The organism is Nocardioides sp. Z43_10 (assembly GCF_059766615.1).
Genome location: NZ_JCBAJY010000004.1, coordinates 127,955 through 151,987, shown reverse-complemented (window position 1 = coordinate 151,987; position 24,033 = coordinate 127,955). Strand labels below are relative to the sequence as shown.

Below are 24,033 nucleotides of genomic sequence, written 5' to 3'. Positions count from 1 at the left end.
CGCTGAGTAGAACAGTACGTGAGTGGCAGGGCGGAGCCAAATCGCTTCCCCGTGACCCCGGTCACCCGGCGTCGTCGGCGCCTCCCCCACCCTGCTCGGCGTCGGCCGGACCGGCCTCGCCGCCGGCCTCCTCGAGCGCCTGCTCCACCAGCTTCTGAGCGGCGCGCGACTTCTCCGCCCACAGCGACGGGTCACCGTCCGCGAGCGCGGCGTCGGCCTCGGCGTACAGCTCGTCGGCCTGGGTCAGCAGCTGGCGCACCCGCTCGGCCACCGTGCCGCTGAGCGGCTCGCCACCGCCGCCACCGGTCTGGGGCTCGGCCTCCGGCTCCCCGCCGCCCGCCGGCGTGTCACCGGGGTCGCCGGTCAGCTGCAGGACGTCGAAGATCGCCTCACCGAGCGTGGAGCCGATGCCGACGTTGTTGTCGCCGAACGAGACCGCCACGAAGCGCAGCACCGGGAAGTTGCCGTCGCCGGTGGTGCGCAGCGTGTAGAGCGGCTGCACGTAGAGCAGGCCCTCGCCGACCGGCAGCGTCAGCAGGTTGCCGTTGACCACCCGCGTGTCGCCCTGGTTGAACTTGAACAGGGCGTCACGGACCACGTCGTCGGACTGGATCTGGTTCGCGATCTGACCGGGACCGAAGATCTGGCTGGTGTCGCCGAGCCGCTTGACCCGGATCGTGCCGTAGCCCTCCTCGGCCGCGTCGGCGTCCACCGAGACGAAGGCCGCGAGGTTCTCGCGGTTGGCCGGCGTGTAGACCGACGTCAGCGAGAACCGGTCCTGCCCTGCCCCGGTCGGCACCGAGAGACGGTAGGGCGGCTGCAGGCTGGCGGTGTTGTTCGGGTCCGCGGGGACCTCCCAGCGGTCGTTGGCCTCGTAGAAGTCGCTGGCGTCGTCCACGTGGTAGGCCCCGAGCTGGTAGCGCTGCACCTTGAACAGGTCCTCGGGGTAGCGCATGTGCTCCAGCAGCGCCTCGGGGATCTCGGACTTGGGCTGGACGGTGTCGGGGAAGGCCTTGGTCCAGGCCTCGAGGATCGGGTCCTCCTCGTCCCACTCGTAGAGCGTCACCGTTCCGTCGTAGGCGTCGACGGTCGCCTTGACCGCGTTGCGCATGTAGTTGATCTGGTCGGTCGGCAGCGTCTGGAACGCGGTCTCGGCGGCCAGCGAGTCGTCGGTCATCTCCTCGAACGACTCCTTCTCCGACATCGGGTACTGGTCGGTGGTGGTGTAGCCGTCCAGCATCCAGACCACCCGGCCGTCGACGACCGCGGGGAACGGGTCGCTGTCCACGGTCAGCCAGGGCGCGACCTTCTCGACCATCAGCCCGGGGTCGCGGTCGTAGAGGATCTTGGAGTTCTCGTGCACCCGCCCGGAGAGCACCAGGTTGGGCTCGCCGAACTTCACCGCGTAGAGCAGCTTGCGCGCGAACCCGCCGATCTTGACCCCGGCCTCCCCGTCGTACGTCGTGGCGCGGTCGATGTCGTCACCCGACGAGCCGGGCAGGTCGAGCTCGATGTCGTTCGCGTTCTCGGAGGTCTTGCCGACCACGGAGTACTCCGGGGACTTCTCGCCGAAGTAGATCCGGCCCTCGTAGCCGTCCTCGGTGAGGTTCGTCAGCTCGCCGGTGGGCGGCAGGTTCTCCTCGGCCCAGGCCGGCTCGTCACCCTGGACGGTGGCCTGGTTGTCGGCGGGACGCTGGTTGCCGAACGCCGCGATCACGCCGTACCCGTGGGTGTAGACGGTGTGCAGGTTGGCCCAGTTCTGGCTGCTGGCGGTGATGCCGGCCTGGTCCAGCTCGCGCACGCCGAGCACGACGTCGCGCTCCTGGCCGCCGATCTGGTAGCGGTCCACATCGAGCACGTCGGCCACCGAGTAGTAGCCACGCACCTGCTGGCGCTGCTCGAAGGTCTGCTGCACGACCTGGGGGTCCACCAGCCGGATGCCGGGGCTGTTGATCGCGCTGCGCGCCAGCGCGGCCTTCTCCTGCGGGGTCTGAGAGGTCACGTCGGTCTCACCGGAGAACGCCTCGATCTCCGCGTCGGCGATGTCGTACGCCGTGCGCGTCGCCTCGATGTTGCGGGCGAGGTACTTCTCCTCCTTGTCGGCCTCCGACGGCTCCACCTGGAACTGCTGGACGATGGCCGGCCAGATCATGCCCAGCAGCACCGCGGACAGGACGAGCATGGCCAGCCCCATCGACGGCAGCAACCAGGTCCGGCGCCACACGTTGAGGAAGAACAGCACCGCGCAGATCAGCGCGATCCCGGCCAGGATGTTCTTGGCCGGCAGCACGGCGTGCACGTCGGTGTAGGTGGGGCCGGTGAACAGCCCGCCGCTGTCGCTGGTCAGGTCGAAGCGGTCCAGCCAGTAGTCGACGGCCTTCACCAGCACGAACAGCCCCAGCAGCGCCGAGAGCTGGACCTGGGCCGCCGGGGAGAGCCGGTCGCCGCGCCCCTGCAGCCGGATGCCGCCGTAGACGTAGTGCACGACCGCCGCCGCCATCAGCGAGACGATCAGTACCGCCATCGAGAAGTCGACCAGGAAGTGCAGCCAGGGCAGGTCGAAGACGTAGAAGCCGATGTCACGGCCGAACTGGGCGTCCTTGGAGCCGAACGAGCCCCCGTTGCGCCACAGCTGGAACTCCCGCCACTGCCCCGCCGCCGAGGTGCCGGCGAAGACGCCCATCAGCAGGGAGATGCCGACCAGCAACCACATCCGGACCGGGTGCACCGCCTCGCGGTAGCGCTCCAGGCTCGACTGCTCCGAGGAGGCCGGGCGGAACAGCGGGCGGAACCGGTAGGCGAGGTAGAGGTTCGCCCCCACCGCCAGCACCATCACCGCGCCGAAGACCAGGAAGAGCCCGATCCGGGTCCACAGCAGCGTGCTGAAGACGCTGCCGTAGTCCAGCGAGTTGAACCACAGCCGCTCGGTCCAGAACGACGAGATGCCGGTGAGTGCCAGGAAGGCCAGGACCAGCACCACCGCGGTGATCAGCAGCGCCCGGGAGCGCCCGGACGGCTGGTTGGTCGATGCGGGGCGCTTGGCTCGCGCCCTGCCCTCGCCGAACATGTTGCTCATCGATCCTCTTCCTCGAGTGTGGAGCGCAGCATCTCCAGCAGTGCCGGGACCAGATCGGCCCCGCCCACCACAGACTGGTCGTCATCGTGGGAGCGCAGCCGCAGCGCGCAGTACGTCGCCCCGGCGCGGGTCACGCCGGCCACCATCCGCACCTCCTGGCGCAGCGGGTGCTGGCGGGCGAACTCCTGGGCGGCGACGACGTCCTCGGGTACCTCGTCGTCGATCTCCGGGGGCAGCACGAGCCGCTCAACCACCGCGGCGCAGCCGGCCACCTGCTCGGGCCAGGTGATGGTCTCCAGCACCTGCTCCAGCAGCTGCCCGGGCGTGAGCTGGTCCTGCTCGATCGCGGTCAGCGAGCCCTCCGCGCTGGAGTCGTCGAGCCCCATCGCGGCCGCCAGCGCCGGCTCCGCCACCACCAGGGCGGCGGTGTCGACCAGGGCGTAGAGCCGCCCCGGCTGGTCCCAGCCCTCGGCGGCGATGTGGCTCTCGATCTCCAGGACGGCCGAGGCCAGCGCCGGGTCCACGTCGAGCCCACCGGCGTCGGGGCCGATGATCTGCGGCTCCGCGACCGGCGGAGGGTGCTCCACCTGCGCCTCGCCCGGGTGGGGGGACCGCTCGTCGCCCAGATGGTGGTCGTCGTTCACTCAGCTCTCCTCGGTACAGGTGGGCAGGTCCGCGTCGGGGTCCTTCGCCCAGGCCTCGATGGCCACGCGTGCGTCGTGCATGGTGTCGGCTCGGACCAGGCGCATGTCCCCGGCGGGAGCGCCCAGTGCGGCCTCGCAGTTCTCGGGCGGGACCAGGAAGAGCTCGGCCCCCGACTCGCGGGCGCCGACGATCTTCTGCTGGATGCCCCCGATCGGCCCGACGGCCCCCTTCTCGTCGACGGTCCCGGTGCCCGCCACGCTCTTCCCGCCGGTCAGCGAGCCGGGGGTGAGGCTGTCGTAGACGGCGAGCGAGAACATCAGCCCGGCGCTCGGGCCGCCGATCTGGTCGGGGATGTGCACCTCGACGTCGAAGGGGAAGCGGTAGCCGACCCCCATCCCGATGCCGATCAGGGGCTTGCCGTCGACCTTGCGGGGGGTGATCTCGACCGTGCGGTCCTTCCCGTCGCGGCGGATGGTGAGCTCGATGGGCTTCGTGCCGGCGTCCTCGACGGCAGCGACCACGTCGTCTCCGCTGCGGATCGGCTTCCCGTTCACCTCGAGCAGCAGGTCGCGCGGGCGCAGCACCCCGTCGGCGGGCATCCCCTCGCTCACCGAGCTGACCCGCAGCGCCGGCTGCAGGTCGTAGCCCAGCTCGCTCAGCGCGACGGCGATCGCGGTGTCCTGCGAGGTCACCATCTGCACCGCGGAGTCCTCGCGCGAGGACTCCGGGGTCTCGTCGGGGGCGTAGACGGCGTCGTAGGGGTAGACCGCCTCGTCCTTGTCGAACCACGCCAGCATCGCGTCGACCAGGCTAACGCGATCACCCACCCGGGTGACGGCGACCGTGGTCATCCTGAGCTCGCCGTCGGAGCCGTCGTCGCTCTGGTAGCTCTCGTGGCCGCTGACCTCGATGATCTCGTCGCCGTCGGTCTCGGCGAGCACGTCGACGGTGGGGCCGGGCTGGTAGGTGACGTAGGGCAGAGGCATCACGAACGCGCACACCCACAGGCCGATCACCAACGGCGCCGCGATGATCACGGCTAGCGTGCGCTGACTCATGGCCCCAAGCCTCTCATTGTGCGGCAAGGAGGCCGCTGTCAGGAGTCTCAGCGGTCCTCGGCGCCGGCTCGCGACGGCCGTACGGCGATGCCGGTGCTGCGGTCCCGGGCCGGGGTGGGGGTGGTGCTCGCCCGGCCCGGCAGCGGCTTGCGCATGGCCGTCGCCATCCGGGCCATCGCCACGTCGCGATCCACCTCGCCGCGGCCCTCGCGCCCGAACCAGGACACCCAGGCCATCGCCAGCACCGTCATCACGACAGGGGGCAGCAGCCAGAAGAGGATCTCCACGCGCCCAGCCTAGGCAGCCCACGGCGGCGTGGCCGGCAGAAACGCCCGGGCCGGCTCGCCGAGAGACCCGGTCAGGGGGTGCCGACCCACTCGTCGTCGCCGTCGCCGAAGCGCTGGTGCTTCCAGATCGGCACCTCGGCCTTGAGGGTGTCGATCAGCGTCCGGGAGGCCCGGAAGGCCACGTCGCGGTGCGCGGAGGTGGTCGCCACGATCACGGCCACGTCCCCGATCGCCAGCGTGCCGACCCGGTGCAGCGCGACGACGCCGTGCACGTCGTACTCGGCGGCGACGCGCTCGCACACCGCGCGCAGCTGCGCGAGCGCGGTCGGGTGCGCGCTGTAGTCCAGGCCGTCCACGTCGCGTCCGCCGTCGTGGTCGCGGACCCGGCCCACGAACAGGGTCAGGCCGCCGGCAGCGTCGTCGTCGAGGGCGGCGACCACCTCGGCGACGTCGAGGGGTACCTCGCGCAGGTCGACCAGGCGGACGGTCTCGGAGGGGGCAGGTGCACTCACCCGAGCCACCCTAGTGCGGCCGGGCCCCACCAGGTGCGGCCCGGGCCCTCTCGCCGTCTTGCCGCAGCGCGTAACGTGGACCCCATGAGTGACAACACCGGTGACGGTCCCGACCAGGTCCCCGGCGAGGACCCCGGCGAGGGTTCGAACGCGGGTCAGAACCCCTTCAAGGGCACCCCCTTCGAGCAGCTCTTCGGCGCGCTCGGCTCCGGCGCGGCCGGCTCCGGCGGCCCGGGCTTCGGCTTCGGGTTCAACCCCAACGCCGCCGGCGGCTCCATGCCGAACATCCCCGGGATGCCCGACCTCAACCAGCTGATGTCGCAGGTCCAGTCGCTGATGCAGCCCCACGACGGCCCGATCAACTGGGACCACGCCATCGACATGGCCCGCAAGGCCGTGGCGAGCTCGCCGGACCCCACCCCCACGTCGAAGCAGAGCGACGCCGTCGCCGACGCCGTACAGCTGGCCGACCACTGGCTCGACGCCGCCACCGGCTTCCCCTCCGGGGTCACCTCGACGGCGGCCTGGAGCCGCGCCGAGTGGATCGTCGGCACCACCGACGTCTGGAAGGGCCTGGTCGAGCCGATCGCGGTCGCGGCCGTCGAAGGGCTCGGCAAGGCGCTGCCCGAGGAGGCCCGCGCCCTGGCCGGACCGCTGATCGGGATGCTGGGCAAGGCCACCGGCGCGATGGTCGCCACCCAGCTGGGCTCCGGCCTCGGCGCCCTGGCCGGGGAGGTCCTCACCGCCTCCGACATCGGCCTGCCGCTCGGCCCGACCGGTCGCGCCGCCCTGATCCCCGCCAACATCGCGGAGTTCGCCGAGGGCCTCGACGTCGGCTACGACGACGTGCTGCTCTACCTGGCGCTGCGCGAGGCCGCCCACCAGCGTCTCTTCGCCCACGTGCCGTGGCTGCGCGAGCACCTGATCGGCGCGGTCACCGACTTCGCCCGCGGCAGCGAGATCGACGTCGAGGGCATGCAGGCGCGCCTGGAGGAGCAGATGCGCGGGTTCGACCCGAGCAACCCCCAGGCGATGATGGAGGCGATGGAGGGCGGGCTCTTCGAGATCCCCCGCTCCCCCGCCCAGGAGGCCGCGCTGCAGCGCCTCGAGGTCACCCTCGCGCTGGTCGAGGGCTGGGTCGACGAGGTCGTCGGCCAGGCCACGGCCGAGCGGATGCCCACCGCCGCCAAGATGCAGGAGGCGGTACGCCGCCGGCGGGCGGCCGGCGGGCCCGCGGAGCAGACCTTCGCCTCGCTGGTCGGCCTCGAGCTGCGCCCGCGCCGGCTGCGCGACGCCTCCACGCTGTGGGGCTCGCTGCGCACCCGGCAGGGTGCCGAGGCCCGCGACGGCGTGTGGATGCACCCCGACCTGCTGCCGACCGCGGCCGACCTCGACGACCCGCTCGGCTTCCGTGAGGACGCCGCCGCTCCGAAGGAGCTCACCGAGGAGGACTTCGACGCGGAGCTGAAGAAGCTGCTCGAGGGCGACAAGCCGGAATGACCACGTCCCCGCGGGGACTGCACGCCGACGCCCTCGCGGTGCTCCGGGGCTGGCGGCCGCCGACCGACGAGCAGTCCCGCCTGCGCGAGCGCTACCTCGCGCACCTGCAGGCGCGTCCCGACGGCCTGATGCGCTCGTCGTACCCGGACCATCTGACGGCCAGCACGCTGGTGCTCTCCGCGGACGGCGCCCACGTGCTGCTCACCCTGCACGCGAAGGCGCGCCGGTGGTTCCAGCTCGGCGGGCACTGCGAGGACGGCGACCTGAGCCTGGCGGCCGCGGCGCTGCGCGAGGCGAGCGAGGAGTCCGGCATCGCCGACCTCGACCTCGACCCGGTGCCGGTCCAGCTCAGCGAGCACGCGGTGCCGTTCTGCGGGGCTCGCGGCGGGGTGCACCACCTCGACGTGCGCTACCTCGCGGTGGCCCGTGCCGAGGCCGAGCACGTGATCAGCGAGGAGTCGCTGGCGCTGCGCTGGTGGCCGGCCGAGGCGCTGCCCGATCCCGAGCCCGACCTGGTCGAGCTGGTCGCCCTGGCCCGCGCACGCCGCGCCGCTCAGTCCAGCGACGCCGTGTCGGCGTCGAACTCGGTGGCCGTCGCGTCGTCGTCGGGCACCGCCCCGAGGTGGTTGGCCGCGGAGTAGCCCAGCAGGTAGCCCTTGGCTCGCTCCGCCTTGGGGTAGCGGTCGACCCAGGCCCAGAACGCCGGGTCGTGCTGGGCCTCGATCAGGTGAGCCAGCTCGTGGACCAGCACGTAGTCGACGACCCACGACGGCATCCCGCGCAGCCGGGTGGAGAGCCGGATCGAGCGGTCCCCGGGCGTGCACGAGCCCCAGCGGGTGCGCTGGTTGGCCACCCAGCGCACCGAGTCGGGCTGGGCCAGACCCCCCAGGTAGAGGTCGCTGAGCTGACGGGCCCGCAGCAGCAGCGAGTCGTCGGAGGGGCGCCGGCGCGCCTCGGAGCGCTCCAGGCGGGCGACCATCTTGTCGATCCACTGCTGTTCCTGGGCCACGCTCAGGCTCTCGGGGAGCAGCACGACGATCCGGTCGCCCTCGCGATAGGCCGAGACCGTGCGTCGACGCCGCTTGGAGCGACGGATCTCGATCTCGGGCATGGGTGCACGCTAGCCGTTCGCCCAGGTCAGCAGGCGTTTCTTTGGCCAGGTGTTGACGATCCGGTCCGCATCGATGCCCAGCTCCTCGGCTCGCTCGCACCCGTAGACCTGGAAGTCGAGCTGTCCGGGCGCGTGCGCGTCGCTGTCGATCGAGAACAGGCAGCCCAGATCGCGGGCCAGCTCGATCAGCCGGCTCGGAGGGTCACGGCGCTCGGGTCGGGCGTTGATCTCGACCGCGACGTCGTGCTCGGCGCAGGCCTCGAAGACGGCCCGGGCATCGAACTGGGACTCCTTGCGCGTCCCCCGTCCGCCGGTCACCAGCCGGCCGGTGCAGTGCCCCAGCACGTTGGTGAACGGGTTGCGCACCGCGTTGACCATCCGCCGCGTCATCGCGTCGGGGTCCATCCCCAGCTTGGAGTGCACGCTGGCCACCCGCACGTCGAGGCGCTCGAGCAGCTCGTCGCGCTGGTCGAGGTCGCCGTTGTCGAGGATGTCGACCTCGATCCCCTTGAGCAGGGTGAAGCCGCCGTCACCGAGGTGGTCGTTCACGGCGTCGACCACGTCGAGCTGGCGGCGCAGCCGCTCCGCGCTCAGTCCGTGCGCGATGGTGAGCCGGGGCGAGTGGTCGGTCAGCACCAGGTACTCGTGCCCGAGCTCCATCGCGGTGAACGCCATCTCCTCCAGCGGCGATCCCCCGTCGGACCAGTCCGAGTGCGAGTGCAGGTCCCCGCGCAGGGCCGCGCGCAGGTCGGCGCCACCGCTGGTCAGCGGGCCGGCGTGCTCGGCCTCGAGCCGCGCCAGCCGCTCCGGCACCACACCGCGCACCGCGGCCTCGATCACCTTCGCGGTGCTGGCGCCCACGCCGGTGAGCTCGGTGAGGGTGCCCTGCTCGACGCGCTGCTCGACCTCCTCGGCCGTCAGCGGGAGGAGCGCGGTGGCTGCGGAGCGGAACGCCTTCACCTTGTAGGTGTCCTCGCGGCCGCGCTCGAGGAGGAACGCGATGCGGCGCAGCGCGGCCACCGGCCCCGCGCCGTACTCGTCTGCGGTCTCGACCACCTCACGCGACACGCCGATGTCCTCTCATTTGTTTTCCTCCACAGGCCCTGCCCTGCATTGTGACTGGTCAGCCGGTTGCCACCCGACGAAATCGGCTCGCTCCTCCACACTCGTCCCCAGCCGACGGGTCCGTCCTCCACTGGTTTTCCGGCCGAGTGCACATGTTTTCCACAGGTTCGTCCACAGAGGTGGACAAGCCCGCGTTGACCTCGTGCCCGGGCCTCTCTAGCGTGGTGGCGACGAGGCCCCCGGGCCGGCGTCCGACACTCGCAAGGGGAAGGCAAGTGTCGGACTCACCGGCCCGGGGGTCTCTTCCGTCCGCCGGGCCGGCGAGGTGCCGGCTAGCGGCCGCGGAAGACCGGAGGCCGCTTCTCCTGCACCGCCCGGATGCCCTCCTGGAGGTCGGCGGTGGCCATCGTGACCGGTTGCGCCAGCGCCTCCCACTGCAGGGCGCTCTCGAGGTCGGCGTGCCCGCCGCCGGCCAGAGCGATCTTCGTCAGCCGGCTGGCCAGCGGCGCGGTCGCCGCGATGTCGGCGGCGCTCGCCAGCACGTCCTCGCGGAAGGTCTCCGCCTCGATCACCCGTGAGACCAGGCCCAGGCGCAACGCCTCGTCGGCCTGCACGAGGCGACCGGTGAGCAGCAGGTCCCGGGCGATCGCCGGGCCGACCACGTCGGGGAGCAGGTGGGTGCCGGCCATCCCCGGGTGCAGGCCGAGGCGCACGAACGGCGCTCCCAGGCGCGCCCCCGCCGCGGCGTACCTCAGGTCGCAGGCCAGGGCCAGGCACAGCCCGGCGCCGATGGCGGGGCCGTTGATCGCCGCGATCGTGGGCACCTCGAGCCGGCGGATGGACAGCCAGGCGCGGTAGAACGCGAGCATCCGGGTGCGCAGCTGCGCGACGTCGGCGTCGGGCTCACCGGCCAGCCAGCCGGTGTCGCCGCCGGAGCTGAATGCGGAGCCCTCGCCGGTGACCACCACCACCCGCACCGATGCGTCGGCGGCGAGCTCGTCGACGGCGCGGACCCACGAGGAGGTCATCTCCCCCGACATCGCGTTGCGTCGTTCGGGGTGGTCGAGGACGAGTAGGGCGACTCCCTCGGAGGGGCGTTCGAGGCGCAGGTGCAGGTAGTCGGACATGCGCCGCAGCGTAGCCAGCGCCCGCGCAGTCGCGCCCGCCTCCCACGCCTGCGTGCCCGCGTGGCGTACGCTTCCCAACGGTTCGCCGAGTCGCACGGCTCCGGACCCCGGCGGGCTTCCCCTCATCCCCGTCGCGACGACCCGAGTTAACGAAGGCAAGGAGGCCGTCATGGCGGAGACCTGGAGCGGCGAGTTCTACTGCGTGAAGTGCAAGGAGAAGCGCGAGGCTGAAGGCGAGGTCAAGGTCAACGACAAGGGGACCCGGATGGCGAAGGCCGTCTGCCCCGTGTGCTCGACCAACCTGAACCGGATCCTCGGCAAGGCCTGAGCACCGCCCACACGCTTGCACGGCGGCGTCACCCGATCACGGGTGGCGCCGCCGTTTGCATGCCGACCCGTCACTGCCTCGGCGTTCCTGCGGCGTGTCGGTCGAGGGAGTGACGGGTCGGCGGGGGTGTGGAGGAGGGGGCTGGGAGGGCGGCGGGGAGTGGCAGGGTGCTGGCATGTCTTCTGATGGCTCTGTGCCGGACCGCTTGGGGTGGACGCTGCCGGGCCGGCCGATGCTGGCCCCCGGGGTGCGGCTGACCCGACGCGACCGGCGCCACCTCCAGCTGGGGATCGAGCCCGGCCGGCGGGTCGTGGTGGCCGACGTCCCCGAGGTGCGCTCCTGGCTGGAGGCGCTGCGCGAGGCTCGGGCGCGGGACCCGAGCACCCCGGCCGCCCGCGCGTGCTGCCGGATGCTGCTCGAGGCCGGCCTGGTGGTCGACGCCGACGCGCTGCTCTCCATGCTGCCCGCCGCGCCCGAACGGCGCCGCGCGGTGGCCGCGACGTTCGCCGAGCACGGGCTCGGCGCCGCCAGGCTGCTGCGCGAGCGGGCCTCGGCCTGGGTGCACGTCGAGGCGGCGCAACCCTGGCGCGACGAGGTACGCCGCCAGCTCGAGCTCGCCGGGCTGAGGACGACGCCCGGCCCGCACCCGTCTCCCGCGGCACCGGTCGCCGAGCTGCTGCTGACGCTCGGGGAGCCGGCCCGCGAGCGGCTCGACACCTGGCACCACGGCGGCCGGGCGCACCTGTTGGTCTCCCTGGTCCAGGGCCACGTCCGCCTCGGCCCGTTCGTCGTGCCGGGCCGGACGGCCTGCCTGCGCTGCCTCGACGCCCACCGGCGCGACGGCGACCCGGCCCATCCCCTGGTGCTCGAGCAGTACGTCGCGGCGCGCGAGGCCGCGGTGCCCGAGCCCGTCGACCCCAGCCTGGTCGCGCTCGCCACGGCCTGGGCGGTGCGCGACCTGGTGACCTGGGTCGACGGCGGGCGTCCGCTCACCTGGTCGGCGACCGTGCACGTCACCCCGGCCCTCCGGCTCGAGCCGCAGCCCTGGCTGCGCCACCCGCAGTGCGGCTGCAGCTGGGGTGAGGAGCTGGAGGTCGGCTGAGCCGGCCCGAGCCGCGGCTACCAGTGCTCGCTGTCGAGCTTGCCCTCGATCGCGCGCAGGTGCTCGCGTGAGCAGCGGTCGCAGAAGGTGCGGCGCCGGCCCTGCTCGATGGCCGTGGTCCAGGTCAGCGCGGCGGCCCCCTCCTCGGTGCGACGGCCACAGAAGTCGCAGGTCAGCATCTCGACACGCTACCGCGCCTCGGTGGACAACCCGCGCAGTGGCCCGTGACGCCCCGAAGCCGGGCGCGAACGGTGTCGCGCCCGGCTCCGGGTGGTGTCGAGCTGAGGTGGTGCAGTGGGTCCGAGGCTCCGCTCAGAGCGCGCGGGCGAGCGTGAGGCGAGCCTGCTGGGCCGCCTTCTCCGCCTTGCGGGTCAGGCGGTGTGCGCGGGCGACCTGCCGTCCGCGCCGTCCTTCCTGCGCCTCTCCCAGGCGCTCGGCCCATTGCCGTCGTGCCAGCTCTTCGTGCAGTACGTGGTTCATGTCAGTGCTCCGGTTCTGGGTGGTGTTCATGATGGGTGTGCTCCGGCCTCTCCGTGTCTGCTCGGGTGGGTGGTCTGGGGGGGTCCCCGCTAGGCGGCCGCCTCGTCCTTGCGCGGGCGGCCGCGAGGCCGTTTGCGCGGGATCACTGCTCCCTGCAGGAAGAGCTCGCCGCCCCAGACGCCCCAGGGCTCACGTCGCTCGAGGGCGCCGTCGAGACAGAGCGTCCGGACGGGACAGTCCTGGCACAGGGCCTTGGCGCTCTCTACGTCCGTGGGTGTCTCGGCGAACCAGAGCTCCGGGTCGTTGATCCGGCACGGAAGCCCCGCCTCCTCGACCTGCTCGGCTGCCTCGTGGAGCTGCCCGAGCCCGAGCCCCGTGCTGGCCGGGGGTCGGTTGAGAACGCTGATGGTCATGTGTCACCTCCTCTGCTGACCTGGTCGCTGGTGTGCGGGAATCAAAAAGGCCGCGGATCCCGTCATCGGGATCCGCGGCCTGGAGGTGCCGTGCTGCTCTCAGCAGCTCGGTGGTCTCCAGGCAGGTGTCCCCGGGAAATTGGCCTTGGTGGCGGCGCCGGCGGCAATGACGCCGCCGTCGATGCGACGCATGCGGGCAATCGCGTCGGCTGCGCGCATGGCAGAAGCGCAGGCCGGGCCACCGATGAGGGCGTGGCCGGACGCGGGCATGCCGAACGTGTTCGGGATCCGAACCGCCGAAGTGTGGACGAAGCTGCTCATCGTGGGCCACCTCCTTCGGGTGATCGGGCGCCGGCCGTGGCGAGACCGTGGGGGCGCGTGATTGCGTTGGTTGAAACTATCGGCCGGGGCCGGTAACGGGCAATCGATTTATTGGGTATTTCGCGCAGAAGTCGCGTCGGACCCCTCAGCTGGTCTGGACCACCTCGAGGACCTCGTCGCCGTACTTGTCCAGCTTGGAGCGGCCGATGCCGTTGATCGAGAGCAGCTGGCGCACGTCGCCCGGCCGGTGCTCGGCGATGAGCTGCAAGGTGGCGTCGGTGAACACGACGTAGGCGGGCACCTTCTCCTCCGCGGCCCGGTCCGCGCGCCAGGTCCGCAGCCGCTCGAAGAGCTCCTCGTCGTAGGAGGCCGGGCAGTCCTCGCAACGGCCGATCTTCTTCTCGGCCGGGGTGTCCAGCGGCCGGTTGCACTCGCGGCAGTGCGGCGCGCGACGAGGACGGCTCGGGCGCCTCGTGGGGTCCGCACCGGCGGCGGCGTCCGCGGGCAGCACCCGGTCGAGGAAGCGCGAGGCCTTGCGGCTCCCCCGCCCGCCCGGGTTGCGGGCCAGCGCCCAGGAGATGGAGAGGGCCACCCGGGCTCGGGTCACCCCGACGTAGAGCAGCCGGCGCTCCTCCTCCACCGCCGCGGGCGTGTCCGCGTAGGTGATGGGCAAGGTGCCCTCCTGCATCCCGCACAGGAAGACCGCGTCCCACTCCAGGCCCTTGGCGGCGTGCAGCGTGGCCAGGGTGACGCCCTCGGCGACCGGGGCGTGCTGCTCGGAGGCACGCCGGTCGAGCTCGTCGACGAACTCGCCCAGGGTGCCGGGAGTCCCGTTCCCGGCGCTGGTGCGGACGAACTCCGCCGCCTGGTCGACCAGCGCCTGCAGCGACTCCCAGCGGTCCCGGGCCTGCCCGCGCGCGGTGGGCGCCTCGGCGGTCCAGCCCATCCCCGCGAACGTCGCCCGGACCGTCTCCACGACGTCGTCGCCGGCCTGGCCCGAGCGCGCGGTGCCGCGCAGCAGGGTGATCCCCTGGCGCACCTCGGGACGGTCGAAGAAGCGCGCGGCGCCGCGCACGACGTACGGGATGCCGCGGGCGGCCAGGGCCTCCTCGAACGACTCCGACTGGGCGTTGATCCGGAACAGGATGGCGACCTCGCTCAGCGGCGTGCCTCGCTGGCGCAGGGTGAGGATCTGGGCGGCGGTGGCCTCGGCCTCGGCGACCTCGTCGCTGTAGCCGGTGTAGCTCACCGCCGCCCCCGAGGGGCGCTGCGCGCGCAGGTCGACGCCCTTGCTGGGGGTACCGGCCAGCAGCGTGTTCGCCGCGCTCACCACCTCCGGCGTCGAGCGGTAGTTGCGGACCAGCTCGATCGAGGTGGTCCCGGGGTGCTTGGTGGGGAACTCGCGCAGGTAGTCGGCGTTGGCGCCGGCGAAGGAGTAGATGGTCTGGGCCGGGTCGCCGACGACGCAGAGCTCGTCGCGTCCACCCAGCCACAGGTCCAGCAGCGCGGACTGGATCGGCGAGACGTCCTGGAACTCGTCGACCACGAACCACTTGTACTGACGCCGCACCTGGGCGGCGACCCGCTCGTCCTCGGCGAGCATGGCCGCGTTGAGCAGCAGCACGTCCTCCATGTCCATCCGGCCCTGGTTGCGCTTGACGTCCTCGTAGCCGGCGAAGATCCGCCCGACCGTCTCGTGGTCGTGCCCGGAGACCGAGCGGCCGCGGGCGGCGGCGATGCGGTGGTACTCCTCGGGGCGCACGTTGCTGACCTTGGCCCACTCGATCTCGGAGGCGAGGTCGCGCAGCGTCGCCTGGTCGGCAGGCAGCCGCAGCCGGCGCGCGGCGTTGGCCATCAGCGGCAGCTTGGACTCCACCAGCGCGGGCAGCTCGGAGCCGTAGGCGCGCGGCCAGAAGTAGCGCAGCTGGCGCAGTGCGGCGGAGTGGAAGGTCCGGGCCTGGACGCCGCCGGCGCCGAGGGCGCGCAGGCGCACCCGCATCTCGCCGGCCGCGCGGGTCGTGAACGTGACCGCCAGCACCTCGGTGGGCACGTAGACGCCGCTGGCCACACCGTAGGCGATGCGGTGCGTGATGGCCCGGGTCTTGCCGGTGCCGGCGCCGGCCAGCACCCGGACCGGGCCGCGCAGCGCCTCGGCGACACGGCGCTGCTCGGGGTCGAGCGCCGCGAGCAGCTCGTCGGGGCTCGGCATCGGGGAACATCTCCTGCGGGGTCGACGTTGGAGGGGATGCCAGCAACCCTAGACGCCGGAGGGGACACCCCAGATGAGCGGTTCGTTCACGATGTACAGCACGCCCTGGTGCGGCTACTGCCACCGCCTCAAGAGCCAGCTCGACCGCGAGGGCATCGCCTTCGAGATGGTCGACATCGAGCAGCACCCGGAGGCCGTCGAGCTCGTCGAGCGGGTCAACAACGGCAACCAGACCGTGCCGACGCTGGTCTACTCCGACGGCACCGCGCAGACCAACCCGTCGCTCATCCAGGTCAAGGAGAAGCTGGCCTCGCTGGCCTGACCCCTCGGGTGCGGCCGCCGCTCCCGGGTCACCAGTGGCCCGGGAGCCGCCCGCCGTACCAGTCGTCGATCAGCGAGCGCGAGATCGAGACCCCGCCGGGCAGCACCAGCGTCCCGGCCTCCGCCCGGGCGCGCATCTCCTCCCGGGTGAACCAGTGCGCCTCGAGGACCTCCGAGCCGTCCACGTCGACCTCGGTGGTCAGGGCGGTCGCCACGAAGCCCAGCATCAGGCTGGCCGGCAGCGGCCACGGCTGACTGCCGAAGTAGCTCACCTCGCCGACCCGCACGCCGGTCTCCTCGAGCACCTCGCGCCGTACGGCGTCCTCGAGGGTCTCGCCCGGCTCGACGAACCCGGCCAGCGTCGAGAAGCGCCCCTCCGGCCAGCCGGCACCGCGCCCCAGCAGGCAGCGCTCCTCGGGGCTGCCCGGCTCCCCCGCGCGCACCAGCATGATCACCGCCGGGTCGGTGCGCGGGAAGTGCTGGCGCGCGCAGTCGGCGCAGACCAGGACGTGCCCGGCCTGCTGGGAGACCAGACGGCCCCCGCAGCGCGAGCAGTACCGGGTGGCCAGGTGCCACTCCGCGAGGCCGATGGCGTGGAAGACCAGGGGCGCGTCGGTGCCGCCCGCGTCGGCCAGCGCCTGCAGCACCAGGCGCAGCGGCAGCCAGTCGCTGTCCTCGCCGGGCGCGGCGTCGCGCTCGACGATGACCGCGAAGCGCGCCGAGCCGTCGCGCTCGCCGAGCAGCAGTCGGACGCCGTCCGGCACCTGCGCGGAGGGCTGCCAGTCGATGTGGCCGCCGACCGGGCGGAGCCTCGCGCCGGACAGCACCAGCACCCGAGTGTCCTCGGCGCGCCAGGCCTGCTCGAGCCACTCGTCGTCGGTGCGGAGCACGCCCTGGCGGTCGTGGGCGTACTGCGAGAGCGCCACGTGCGGAAGCTGGCGGCCGGTGGGGCGGGGCTGGTCCGGGATCTCGGAGCGGGTCACATCAGCGAGGCTAGCGGCGCTGGTCACACCCGTGGGCTCGCTCGCCGGCCGCAGCCCTAGGGTGAGCGCCATGAGTACCCACATCGGCGCTGCTCCCGGCGCCATCGCCCCCACCGTGCTGATGCCCGGGGACCCGCTGCGCGCCACCTGGATCGCCGAGACCTTCCTCGACGACGCTCGGCTCTACAACACGGTGCGCGGGATGTCCGGCTACACCGGCACCTGGCGCGGCCGCCCGGTCTCGGTCCAGGGCTCGGGGATGGGCCAGCCGTCGATGGCGATCTACGCCCAGGAGCTCTTCGCCGAGTACGACGTGCAGACCGCGATCCGGGTCGGCTCGTGCGGCGCGCTCACCGAGAAGGTGGCCATCCGCGACCTCGTGATCGCCTCCGGCGCCTGCACGGACTCCTCGATGAACCGGGTCCGCTTCGAGGGCCTGGACTACGCCCCGGTGGCGGACTTCGGCCTGACCCGCGCCGCGTACGACGCCTCGACCGCGCTCACCGACGGCACCGGCGTGCACGTCGGGCTGATCTTCTCCAGCGACACCTTCTACAGTCCCCGCCCCGAGCTCACCGCGCGGATGGCGGAGTACGGCGTGCTCGCCGTGGAGATGGAGGCCAGCGCGCTCTACACGCTGGCCGCGAAGTTCGGCCGGCGGGCGCTGGCGATCTGCACGGTCTCCGACCACATCGTCACCGGCGAGGAGACGACGTCGCTGGAGCGCGAGCAGACCTTCGGCGCGATGGTCGAGGTGGCGCTGACCGCGGCGTTCGCCGAGGACTAGCCACTGCCGGGGCTGACCAGCGCCTCCAGCGCCGCGCGGTCGGGAAGCTCGTCGGGCGTCGGCTCGACCAGCTGCCCGGTGCGCACGTAGTAGAACGCCGCGCGCACCCGCTCGACCGGCACACCCTGGAGCTCCGCCCACGCCTGGCGGTAGATCGCCAGCTGCAGCGGGTCGGCCGAGGCGGTGTGGTTGGTCTTCCAGTCGACGACCAGGAAGCCCCCGGCGGCCGCCTCGTCCCCGTCGGCGCCGCCGTCACCGGGCTCGGCGTAGACCGCGTCGATCCGGCCGCGCACCACCTGCCCGGCCAGCACCAGCGCGAACGGCGCCTCGACGGCGACCGGGCGCCGCTCGGCGAACGGACCGGCCTCGAACGTCGCGATCAGCTCGGCCAGGTCGCTCTCGCTGTCGATGCCCTTGTCGCCCTGGCCGGGCAGCTCCTCGGGGTCGAAGAGGTCCTGCTGACCGAACCGGGCCTCCACCCAGGCGTGGAACCGGGTGCCGAAGCGAGCGGCCGGGGAGGGCTGGCGCGGCATCGGCCGGGCCAGCTCGCGGGCGAAGCTCTCGGGGTCCTCGCGCAGCTTGGTGAGCGCCGTCGCGGAGAGGCTGGAGGGCAGCGGCACCTCGATCGCCAGCGAGCGGTCGCGCCGGGCCTCGGCGACCAGCCGGTCCAGCTCGGCGTCCCAGTCCCCCACCCGCGCCTGCTGGACCATGTCGAGCTCGGGGTCCTGGGCCGGCTCCGGGTCGGCCTCTGCCCGCATCGCGGCGCGGACGACCTCGGCGGCGTCGATGCGCCGCAGCGCCTCGGCCGTCTGCTCGGTCACCGGCCAGGGCGCCGAGACGACCCCCGACTGCAGCGGGTTGGGGGTCCCCTTCTCCGGGCGATCGGCCCACCGCTCGGACTGCTCACCCCAGTCGGCGAGCGTCTCGACGACCACCTGCTGGTAGGGCGAGGGACCCAGCGGCGTCTTGCGCGACTCGTTCCACAGGTAGGAGGAGACCACCAGGACGTGGCGGGCCCGGGTGAACGCCACGTAGCCCAGCCTCAGCTCCTCCTGCGCCTCGTGGGCGCGGGCGTCGACCTTGAGCTGGTCCAGGTCGGCCTTCTCGTGGCCGCGCAGCTGCGGCAGGTCGCGGGCGTCGCCGCGCAGCGGGGACGGCAGCACGGCCGGGCCGGTGGGCCACTGGGTCCGTGCGCGCTCGCTGGGGAACTTCCCCTCGCAGACCCCGACGCAGAAGACGGCGTCCCACTCCAGGCCCTTGGCCCGGTGCACGGTGAGCAGCTTGACCGAGTCCGCCTCGGTGGGGGTGGCGATGTCGAGCCCGGTGCCCATCTCGTCCTCGGCGGTGAGGTAGGCCAGCAGCGCCGCCAGGCTGACGTCGCCGTCGACACCCTGGAAGTCGGCCACCGCCTTGACGAACAGGTCCAGGTTGTCGCGGCGCGCCCGAGCCGCCGGGCTCACCGAGGAGGCCAGCTCGACGTCGATGCCGGTGGTGTCGACGATGCGGCGCACCAGGTCGAGCAGAGGCTCCCCGGCGTGCGCGCGCAGCTGGCGCAGCTCCGCGGAGAGCAGCGCGAAGCGCTCACGGGCCGAGGGCGAGTAGGGCAGGTCGCCCGGGTCGTCCAGGGCGTCGCACAGCGAGCTGACCTCGGTGGGGTCCGCCCCCTCGACCGCGGCGGCGAGCTCCTCGGCCAGCGCCCGGCGCTGCGGGGAGTCCGCGGCGACCACCAGCTGGCGGGCCCGGGTGCCGAGCAGGGCCAGGTCGCGCGGTCCGATCGCCCAGCGCGGGCCGGTCAGCAGGGTGAGCAGCTCGGCGTTGGCGGTGAGGTCCTGCAGCAACGTCAGCACCGCGACGATCTCGGCGACCTCCGGCAGCCGCAGCAGCCCCTGCAGGCCGACGATCTCGACGGGGATCTCGCGGGCGCTCAGCGCGTCGAAGACGTCGGCGGCGTGCGCGTTGTCGCGGGTCAGCACCCCGATCTCGCGCCACGACGGCTCGGCCATCGCGCCGCGCGTGGCGATCACCTCCTCGGCCAGCCAGGCCAGCTCCTCGGCGTACGTCTCGTGCACGACCGCGCGCACGGCCCCCGCGTCGGCGTCCTCGGCCGGCTCCAGCGGGCGCACCTGCGTGAACTCCCGGTACAGGGGCCCGGCGAGCCGGTTGGCCACCTCGAGGATGCGCCGGTCGGAGCGCCGGTTGACGGTCAACGGGTAGGTCGGGACCTCCACCGAGCCGTCCGCCTTAGGGAAGTCCTCCCCGAAGCCGAGGATGTTGGACACCGACGCGCCGCGCCACCCGTAGATCGCCTGGTTGGGGTCGCCGACCGCGGTCACGGCGTGGCCGCGCCCGTCGGTGGCGCTCGGGCCCGAGAAGAGCCGGCTGAGCATCAGCGCCTGGGCCACCGAGGTGTCCTGGTACTCGTCGAGCAGCACCACCCGGAACCGCGCCCGCTCGCTGCGCCCGACGTCGGGATGCTCGTCGGCGAGGCGGGCGGCCAGCGCGATCTGGTCGGAGAAGTCCATCAGCCCGAGCTGGCCCTTGAGGCGCCGGTAGGTGCGCACCAGGTCGAGCAGCTCCTCGCGCCGCCCCAGCGCCAGCAGCGCCTTCTGGATGTCGGCCTTGGCGCGGGCGCCCTCCAGCGCCGCGCTGAACGCGGCCTGCTGGACCCGGTCGAAGTCGCGCACCACGGCCTCGTCGACGAGGTGCTCGCTCATCGCGCCCTCGAGGGCCAGCAGGTAGTTGACCACCGTCTGCGGGTGGTCGCTGAGCAGCTCGACGCGCCCGGTGTGGCGGGCGATGGCCCGGGCGGCCAGCTGGTAGCGCGAGGCGTCGGCCATCACCCGGGTGTCGGGCTCGTGGCCGATCCGCAGGCCGTGCTCGGTGAGCAGCGCGGAGGCGTAGGCGTTGTAGGTGGCCACCGTCGGCTCGAGCAGCTCCTCGTCGCCGTCGCCGCGGCCTCGCCCGTGGCCGGCGGCCTGGAGCGCGGCGCCGACCCGGGTGCGGAGCTCGGAGGCGGCCTTGGTGGTGAACGTCAGGCCGAGCACCTGGTCGGCGCTCACCTGGCCGGTGGCGACCAGGTAGACCACGCGCGCGGCCATCAGCGCGGTCTTGCCCGACCCGGCACCGGCGATCACCACCGCGGGCTCCAGCGGCGCGGAGATCGCGGCCCACTGCTGGGGGCTGACCGTGAAGGGCGTCTTCATCACCCGCCGCAGGTCGGCGGGCCCGGCGATGGTGACCGGCTCGACCGGGTCGGGCGCGGCCCCCGAGGTCGCGGGCATCTCGAACAGATGGCTCATGACAGCACCGTCCCGGCGCCCTTGATCGGGCAGATCGCTGTGAAGTGGCAGGTGTCGCAGTGCTTGCCGGCCTGGGCCGGGAAGCGTTCGGCGCGGATCGCCTCGACCGCGGAGAGCAGCTGCCCCTCGATGGGCAGCATCCCGTCGGGCCCGGGCTCCTGGGGCGGCTGGGCCTGCGTCTTGACCGCCCCGCGGGTCTCCTTGCGCAGGTGGACGAGCTCGGCGCCGCCGGGCTCGGCGGGTCGCTGCAGCAGCTCGTCGACGGCGCCGTGCGCCACGGCGTACTGGTAGAGCCCCAGCTGCGGGTGCTCCTTGACCTCCTCACCGGTGGGCGGGTACTTGCCGGTCTTCAGGTCGACGACCACGACGCGGCCGTCGTCATCGATCTCGATGCGGTCGGCGAAGCCGTAGAGGCCGACCTTCTGGCCACCGGGCAGGGTCACCTCGACCTGGATCTTCTGCTCGGTGCCGATCAGGGTCCGTGCGCCCGGGCGGGAGTGCCAGGCGCAGAAGCGGGCCAGCGCCGCCCGGATCTCCTCGCGCTCGCGGCTGCGCGACCACGGCGTGCGGAAGGTGATCCGTCCCCAGACCGCGTCGACGTGGTCCATCAGCGCATCCACCTCGGCCGGGTCGTCGGAGAGCTCGCCGTTGGCGATCCGCTCGGCGAGGGCGTGCACGACCAGGCCGAAGCCCTGGGAGGCGGTCGAGGCGACGGTGCCGCCGGCCTCCCGCTCCAGGAACCAGCGTGCCGGGCAGGCCAGCAGCGAGGTGAGCGCGCTCGCCGAGAGGGTGACCGGCTTGTCCTCGGGGCGGATCGGGGTGTCGGCGAGGGTGGCCGCCCGGGTGCCCCACCAGGAGGCCGGGTCCGCCTGGGGCACCAGCTGCCGATCCCCGGGGCGCCCGGTGACGGTCTCGCCGGCGAGCCGGGCGAGCCGGCGCGCGGCCGCCTGCCGCAGCTCCTCGGGCTCCGCGGGGTCGGCGACGGTACGGCGCAGCTCGGCGACGAGCCCGGCCAGGGAGAGCGGGCGCGCCGGGCGCCCCTGCACGTGGCGGGTGTGCAGCCCCAGCTCCTCGAGGAAGCGCGAGGGCTGCTCGCCCTCGTCGTCGGCGGAGGCGACGGCGGTGACCACCAGGCGCTGGCGGGCGCGGGTGCTGGCGACGTAGAACAGCCGGCGCTCCTCCATCAGCACCTCGCGCGAGGAGACCGGCGGCTCGATGCCGTCGACGCCGATCCGGTCGGGCTGCAGCAGGGAGCCGCGCCGGCGCAGGTCGGGCCAGGCGCCCTCCTGCACGTGCGCGAGGACCACCAGGCGCCACTCCAGGCCCTTGGAGCGGTGGGCGGTGAGCAGCCGGACGGCGTCCCCGCGCACCCCCTCCTCGGCCAGGGTGTCGGCGGGGATCTCCTGGGCCACCAGCGTGGTGAGGAAGTTGGTGACCGAGGTGTGCCCGCGCTGCTCCTCGGCGCGGGCCGCGGTCTCGAAGAGGGCGCAGACCGAGTCGAGGTCGCGGTGCGCCATCCGGGCGGCCGCTCCCCCGGACTCCGCCGAGGAGCGCAGCCGAGCGGGCCAGGAGGTGCCGGCCCAGAGCTGCCAGAGCACCTCCTCGGCCGTCGAGCCGCCGTCCAGGGAGGCGCGGGCCTCGTGCAGCAGCCGGGTCAGGGCCAGCGCGCGCTGTGCGGGGCCAGGACGTCCGGCCGGCCTGGCCGTCGGCTGCGCGAGCAGGGCCTGCTCCAGGGCGGTGGGGTCGAGCACCGCCTCGCGCACCAGCGCCGGGGACGGGCGGGGCGAGCGCCCCTCGGCCCGGGCGCGCTCGCGCTCCACCCCCCGCAGCAGACGGGCCAGGGCGCGCACCTCGGTGGCGTCCAGGCCGGCCAGCGGCGAGACGAGCAGCGACTCCGCCCGGACCGCGTCGACGTAGCCGGGGTGCTCGGGGTCGTCGTTGTCCAGGTTGACCACGGCGTTGAGGGCGTCGAGCAGCGGCTGGACCGCGGGCTCGCGCACCAGCGGCGTGTCATCGGCGGCGACCTCGACCGGCACCCCGGCGGCGACCAGGGAGCGGCGCAGCGGCGCGATGCTGGCCCGCCCGGAGCGGACCAGCACGGCCATGTCGGACCAGGCGACGCCGTCCTCGAGGTGGGCGCGGCGCAGCAGGTCGGCGAGGTGCTCGGCCTCGGCCCGCTCGGTGTCGAACGTGAGCACCTCGACGCGGCCCTCTCCGAGCGGGCCGGCGACGGCGCGCGGCTCGAGGAAGGCGCGCCGGGCCTCCTCGTCGATGGTGCCGTTCAGGCTCAGCCTGCGCGCGACGCGCTGCGAGGCGAGCAGCAGCCGGGGGCCGAAGCGGCGGGTGGTGCGCAGCGCGACCACGTCGGCGGGCCTGCCGTCGCGGCGGGCGAACGCGGTCGGGAACTCCAGGATCCCGCGCACCTCGGCTCCCCGGAAGCCGTAGATCGACTGGTGGGGGTCGCCGACCACGGTCAGGTCCCGCCCGTCTCCGGCCAGCGCCCGCAGCAGCGCGACCTGGCCGGGGTCGGTGTCCTGGTACTCGTCGACGAACACGTGGCGGAAGCGGGCGCGCAGCTCCTCGCGGTGGTCCTCGGCCTCGATCACCGCGCGCCGGATCAGGTCGGCGTAGTCGATCGCGCCCTGCCAGTCCAGGACCTCGAGGTACTGGTCGAGGAAGAGCCCGGCGGCGACGTACTCGGGCAGGTCCGCCTCGTGGCCCAGCTTGGTGAGCGCGGTGCCGTCGAGGCCCTTCTCGCGGGCCCGGGCCAGCACGCCCTGGACCTCCTTGGCGAACCCGCGGGTGCCCACGGCGCGGCGCAGCGACTCGGGCCAGCGCACCGAGTCGGGGGCGTCGGTGAGCAGCTTCTGCAGCACCACGTCCTGCTCGGGGGCCGAGAGCAGCCGCAGCGGCGCCTCGTAGAGCTCGGCGGGCGCGTAGGCCCGGATCAGCCCGTAGGCGAAGGAGTGGAACGTCGAGCTCATCGTGGTCGCGGTGGTGCGCCCCAGCCGGGCGGTGACCCGGTCGCGCAGCTGCTCGGCGGCCTTGCGGGAGAAGGTGAGCGCCAGCACCGAGTCCGGGGACGCGCCCCGCGCCTCGACGCGGTCCACGATCGCCTCCACCAGCGTCGTTGTCTTCCCGGTGCCCGGACCGGCGAGCACGAGCAGCGGACCGCCCTCGTGGTCGACCACCCGCTGCTGGTGCTCGTCGAGCGTCGGCGGGCGCACGGGGCCGTGCGCGCCGCTGACCAGCCGGTACGACGCGCGGGCGGCGCCGTCGGCGGAAACGCGCGTCGCGGAGGACCGCGGGGGCTGGCTCGGGCTCATGGCGACAGTCCATCATCCGGCGCCGACAGTGGCGGAACAGGTTGATCTTCGGGGCGGCGTTTCGTTGGCAATCCCTGCCATAG

General features: G+C 73.3%; 22 protein-coding genes. 6 read left to right on the top strand and 16 right to left on the bottom strand.

Translation table 11 applies throughout. The annotated features are described in order from the left end of the window. Positions 1-61: 61 nt before the first annotated feature. The 5 genes from AC6EI4_RS08960 to AC6EI4_RS08940 all read right to left on the bottom strand — a co-directional run bounded on the left by AC6EI4_RS08960 (position 62) and on the right by AC6EI4_RS08940 (position 5,578). Positions 62-3,076 (bottom strand): UPF0182 family membrane protein, encoded by a 3,015-nt coding sequence (locus tag AC6EI4_RS08960; RefSeq protein ID WP_498451239.1) that lies wholly within the window; start codon positions 3,074-3,076, stop codon positions 62-64. Then, entirely contained in the window at positions 3,073-3,720 is a 648-nt protein-coding gene (locus AC6EI4_RS08955; protein ID WP_498423160.1) for a PPA1309 family protein, read from the bottom strand. Before AC6EI4_RS08955 ends, AC6EI4_RS08960 begins: the two co-directional genes overlap by 4 nt. Next, on the bottom strand, positions 3,721-4,779 hold the full coding sequence (locus AC6EI4_RS08950) for a YlbL family protein (protein ID WP_498451238.1): 1,059 nt from the start codon (positions 4,777-4,779) through the stop codon (positions 3,721-3,723). A gap of 47 nt (positions 4,780-4,826) precedes the next feature. Beyond that, complete coding sequence (locus AC6EI4_RS08945; RefSeq protein ID WP_498451237.1) at positions 4,827-5,066, bottom strand: hypothetical protein; 240 nt, start codon at positions 5,064-5,066, stop codon at positions 4,827-4,829. Positions 5,067-5,137: 71 nt separating this feature from the next. After that, the gene (locus AC6EI4_RS08940) at positions 5,138-5,578 is read right to left on the bottom strand and encodes a molybdenum cofactor biosynthesis protein MoaE (RefSeq protein WP_498423166.1); all 441 of its coding nucleotides are present in this window, start codon (positions 5,576-5,578) and stop codon (positions 5,138-5,140) included. A gap of 84 nt (positions 5,579-5,662) precedes the next feature. Between AC6EI4_RS08940 and AC6EI4_RS08935 the strand changes: the two genes are divergently transcribed. Both AC6EI4_RS08935 and AC6EI4_RS08930 read left to right on the top strand, forming a co-directional pair. Further along, positions 5,663-7,078, top strand: coding sequence for a zinc-dependent metalloprotease (locus tag AC6EI4_RS08935; RefSeq protein WP_498451236.1), 1,416 nt, complete (start codon positions 5,663-5,665; stop codon positions 7,076-7,078). After that, complete coding sequence (locus tag AC6EI4_RS08930; protein WP_498423169.1) at positions 7,075-7,719, top strand: NUDIX hydrolase; 645 nt, start codon at positions 7,075-7,077, stop codon at positions 7,717-7,719. The genes AC6EI4_RS08935 and AC6EI4_RS08930 overlap by 4 nt, the downstream gene beginning before the upstream one ends. On the opposite strand, the gene AC6EI4_RS08925 is transcribed toward AC6EI4_RS08930, so the two are convergent. From AC6EI4_RS08925 to AC6EI4_RS08915, 3 genes are all read right to left on the bottom strand, one after another. Further along, on the bottom strand, positions 7,632-8,189 hold the full coding sequence (locus AC6EI4_RS08925) for a M48 metallopeptidase family protein (RefSeq protein ID WP_498423171.1): 558 nt from the start codon (positions 8,187-8,189) through the stop codon (positions 7,632-7,634). The two genes, AC6EI4_RS08930 and AC6EI4_RS08925, sit on opposite strands and share 88 nt — an antisense overlap. A gap of 9 nt (positions 8,190-8,198) precedes the next feature. Further along, positions 8,199-9,257 carry a PHP domain-containing protein gene (locus AC6EI4_RS08920; RefSeq protein ID WP_498423174.1) on the bottom strand — a complete coding sequence of 353 codons (1,059 nt, stop codon included), beginning with the start codon at positions 9,255-9,257 and terminating at the stop codon, positions 8,199-8,201. A gap of 329 nt (positions 9,258-9,586) precedes the next feature. After that, the gene (locus AC6EI4_RS08915) at positions 9,587-10,381 is read right to left on the bottom strand and encodes an enoyl-CoA hydratase/isomerase family protein (RefSeq protein WP_498423176.1); all 795 of its coding nucleotides are present in this window, start codon (positions 10,379-10,381) and stop codon (positions 9,587-9,589) included. A 169-nt stretch (positions 10,382-10,550) separates the two neighbouring features. Here AC6EI4_RS08915 and AC6EI4_RS08910 point away from each other — a divergent pair, with 169 nt between their 5' ends. Both AC6EI4_RS08910 and AC6EI4_RS08905 read left to right on the top strand, forming a co-directional pair. Then, positions 10,551-10,709, top strand: coding sequence for a DUF5679 domain-containing protein (locus AC6EI4_RS08910; RefSeq protein ID WP_091115022.1), 159 nt, complete (start codon positions 10,551-10,553; stop codon positions 10,707-10,709). A 193-nt stretch (positions 10,710-10,902) separates the two neighbouring features. Further along, complete coding sequence (locus tag AC6EI4_RS08905) at positions 10,903-11,811, top strand: hypothetical protein (RefSeq protein WP_498423179.1); 909 nt, start codon at positions 10,903-10,905, stop codon at positions 11,809-11,811. Positions 11,812-11,828: 17 nt separating this feature from the next. Here the strand turns inward: AC6EI4_RS08905 and AC6EI4_RS08900 are convergent, their stop codons facing one another. The 5 genes from AC6EI4_RS08900 to AC6EI4_RS08880 form a co-directional block, all read right to left on the bottom strand. Next, positions 11,829-11,990, bottom strand: coding sequence for a hypothetical protein (locus tag AC6EI4_RS08900; protein WP_498423181.1), 162 nt, complete (start codon positions 11,988-11,990; stop codon positions 11,829-11,831). Between the two features lie 133 nt (positions 11,991-12,123). Then, positions 12,124-12,468 carry a putative WhiB-interacting protein gene (locus AC6EI4_RS08895; protein ID WP_498451385.1) on the bottom strand — a complete coding sequence of 115 codons (345 nt, stop codon included), beginning with the start codon at positions 12,466-12,468 and terminating at the stop codon, positions 12,124-12,126. Continuing rightward, a complete protein-coding gene (locus AC6EI4_RS08890; RefSeq protein ID WP_498423183.1) occupies positions 12,381-12,704 on the bottom strand; it encodes a WhiB family transcriptional regulator in 324 nt (107 codons plus the stop codon). The genes AC6EI4_RS08895 and AC6EI4_RS08890 overlap by 88 nt, the downstream gene beginning before the upstream one ends. Before the next feature lie 99 nt (positions 12,705-12,803). After that, positions 12,804-13,025, bottom strand: coding sequence for a hypothetical protein (locus AC6EI4_RS08885; protein WP_498451235.1), 222 nt, complete (start codon positions 13,023-13,025; stop codon positions 12,804-12,806). A 145-nt stretch (positions 13,026-13,170) separates the two neighbouring features. After that, positions 13,171-15,234 (bottom strand): UvrD-helicase domain-containing protein, encoded by a 2,064-nt coding sequence (locus tag AC6EI4_RS08880; RefSeq protein ID WP_498423187.1) that lies wholly within the window; start codon positions 15,232-15,234, stop codon positions 13,171-13,173. A 73-nt stretch (positions 15,235-15,307) separates the two neighbouring features. Between AC6EI4_RS08880 and AC6EI4_RS08875 the strand changes: the two genes are divergently transcribed. Beyond that, positions 15,308-15,556 (top strand): mycoredoxin, encoded by a 249-nt coding sequence (locus AC6EI4_RS08875; RefSeq protein WP_498423188.1) that lies wholly within the window; start codon positions 15,308-15,310, stop codon positions 15,554-15,556. A gap of 28 nt (positions 15,557-15,584) precedes the next feature. Here AC6EI4_RS08875 and nudC read toward each other — a convergent pair whose 3' ends face one another. Further along, the gene (nudC, locus tag AC6EI4_RS08870) at positions 15,585-16,538 is read right to left on the bottom strand and encodes an NAD(+) diphosphatase (protein WP_498451234.1); all 954 of its coding nucleotides are present in this window, start codon (positions 16,536-16,538) and stop codon (positions 15,585-15,587) included. Positions 16,539-16,608: 70 nt separating this feature from the next. Between nudC and deoD the strand changes: the two genes are divergently transcribed. Next, on the top strand, positions 16,609-17,325 hold the full coding sequence (gene deoD / locus AC6EI4_RS08865; RefSeq protein WP_498451233.1) for a purine-nucleoside phosphorylase: 717 nt from the start codon (positions 16,609-16,611) through the stop codon (positions 17,323-17,325). On the opposite strand, the gene AC6EI4_RS08860 is transcribed toward deoD, so the two are convergent. Together AC6EI4_RS08860 and AC6EI4_RS08855 are read right to left on the bottom strand one after the other, a co-directional pair. Continuing rightward, entirely contained in the window at positions 17,322-20,624 is a 3,303-nt protein-coding gene (locus AC6EI4_RS08860; protein WP_498451232.1) for an ATP-dependent helicase, read from the bottom strand. The two genes, deoD and AC6EI4_RS08860, sit on opposite strands and share 4 nt — an antisense overlap. Then, positions 20,621-23,950 carry an ATP-dependent helicase gene (locus tag AC6EI4_RS08855; protein ID WP_498451231.1) on the bottom strand — a complete coding sequence of 1,110 codons (3,330 nt, stop codon included), beginning with the start codon at positions 23,948-23,950 and terminating at the stop codon, positions 20,621-20,623. Before AC6EI4_RS08855 ends, AC6EI4_RS08860 begins: the two co-directional genes overlap by 4 nt. Between the last annotated feature and the right edge of the window lie 83 nt (positions 23,951-24,033).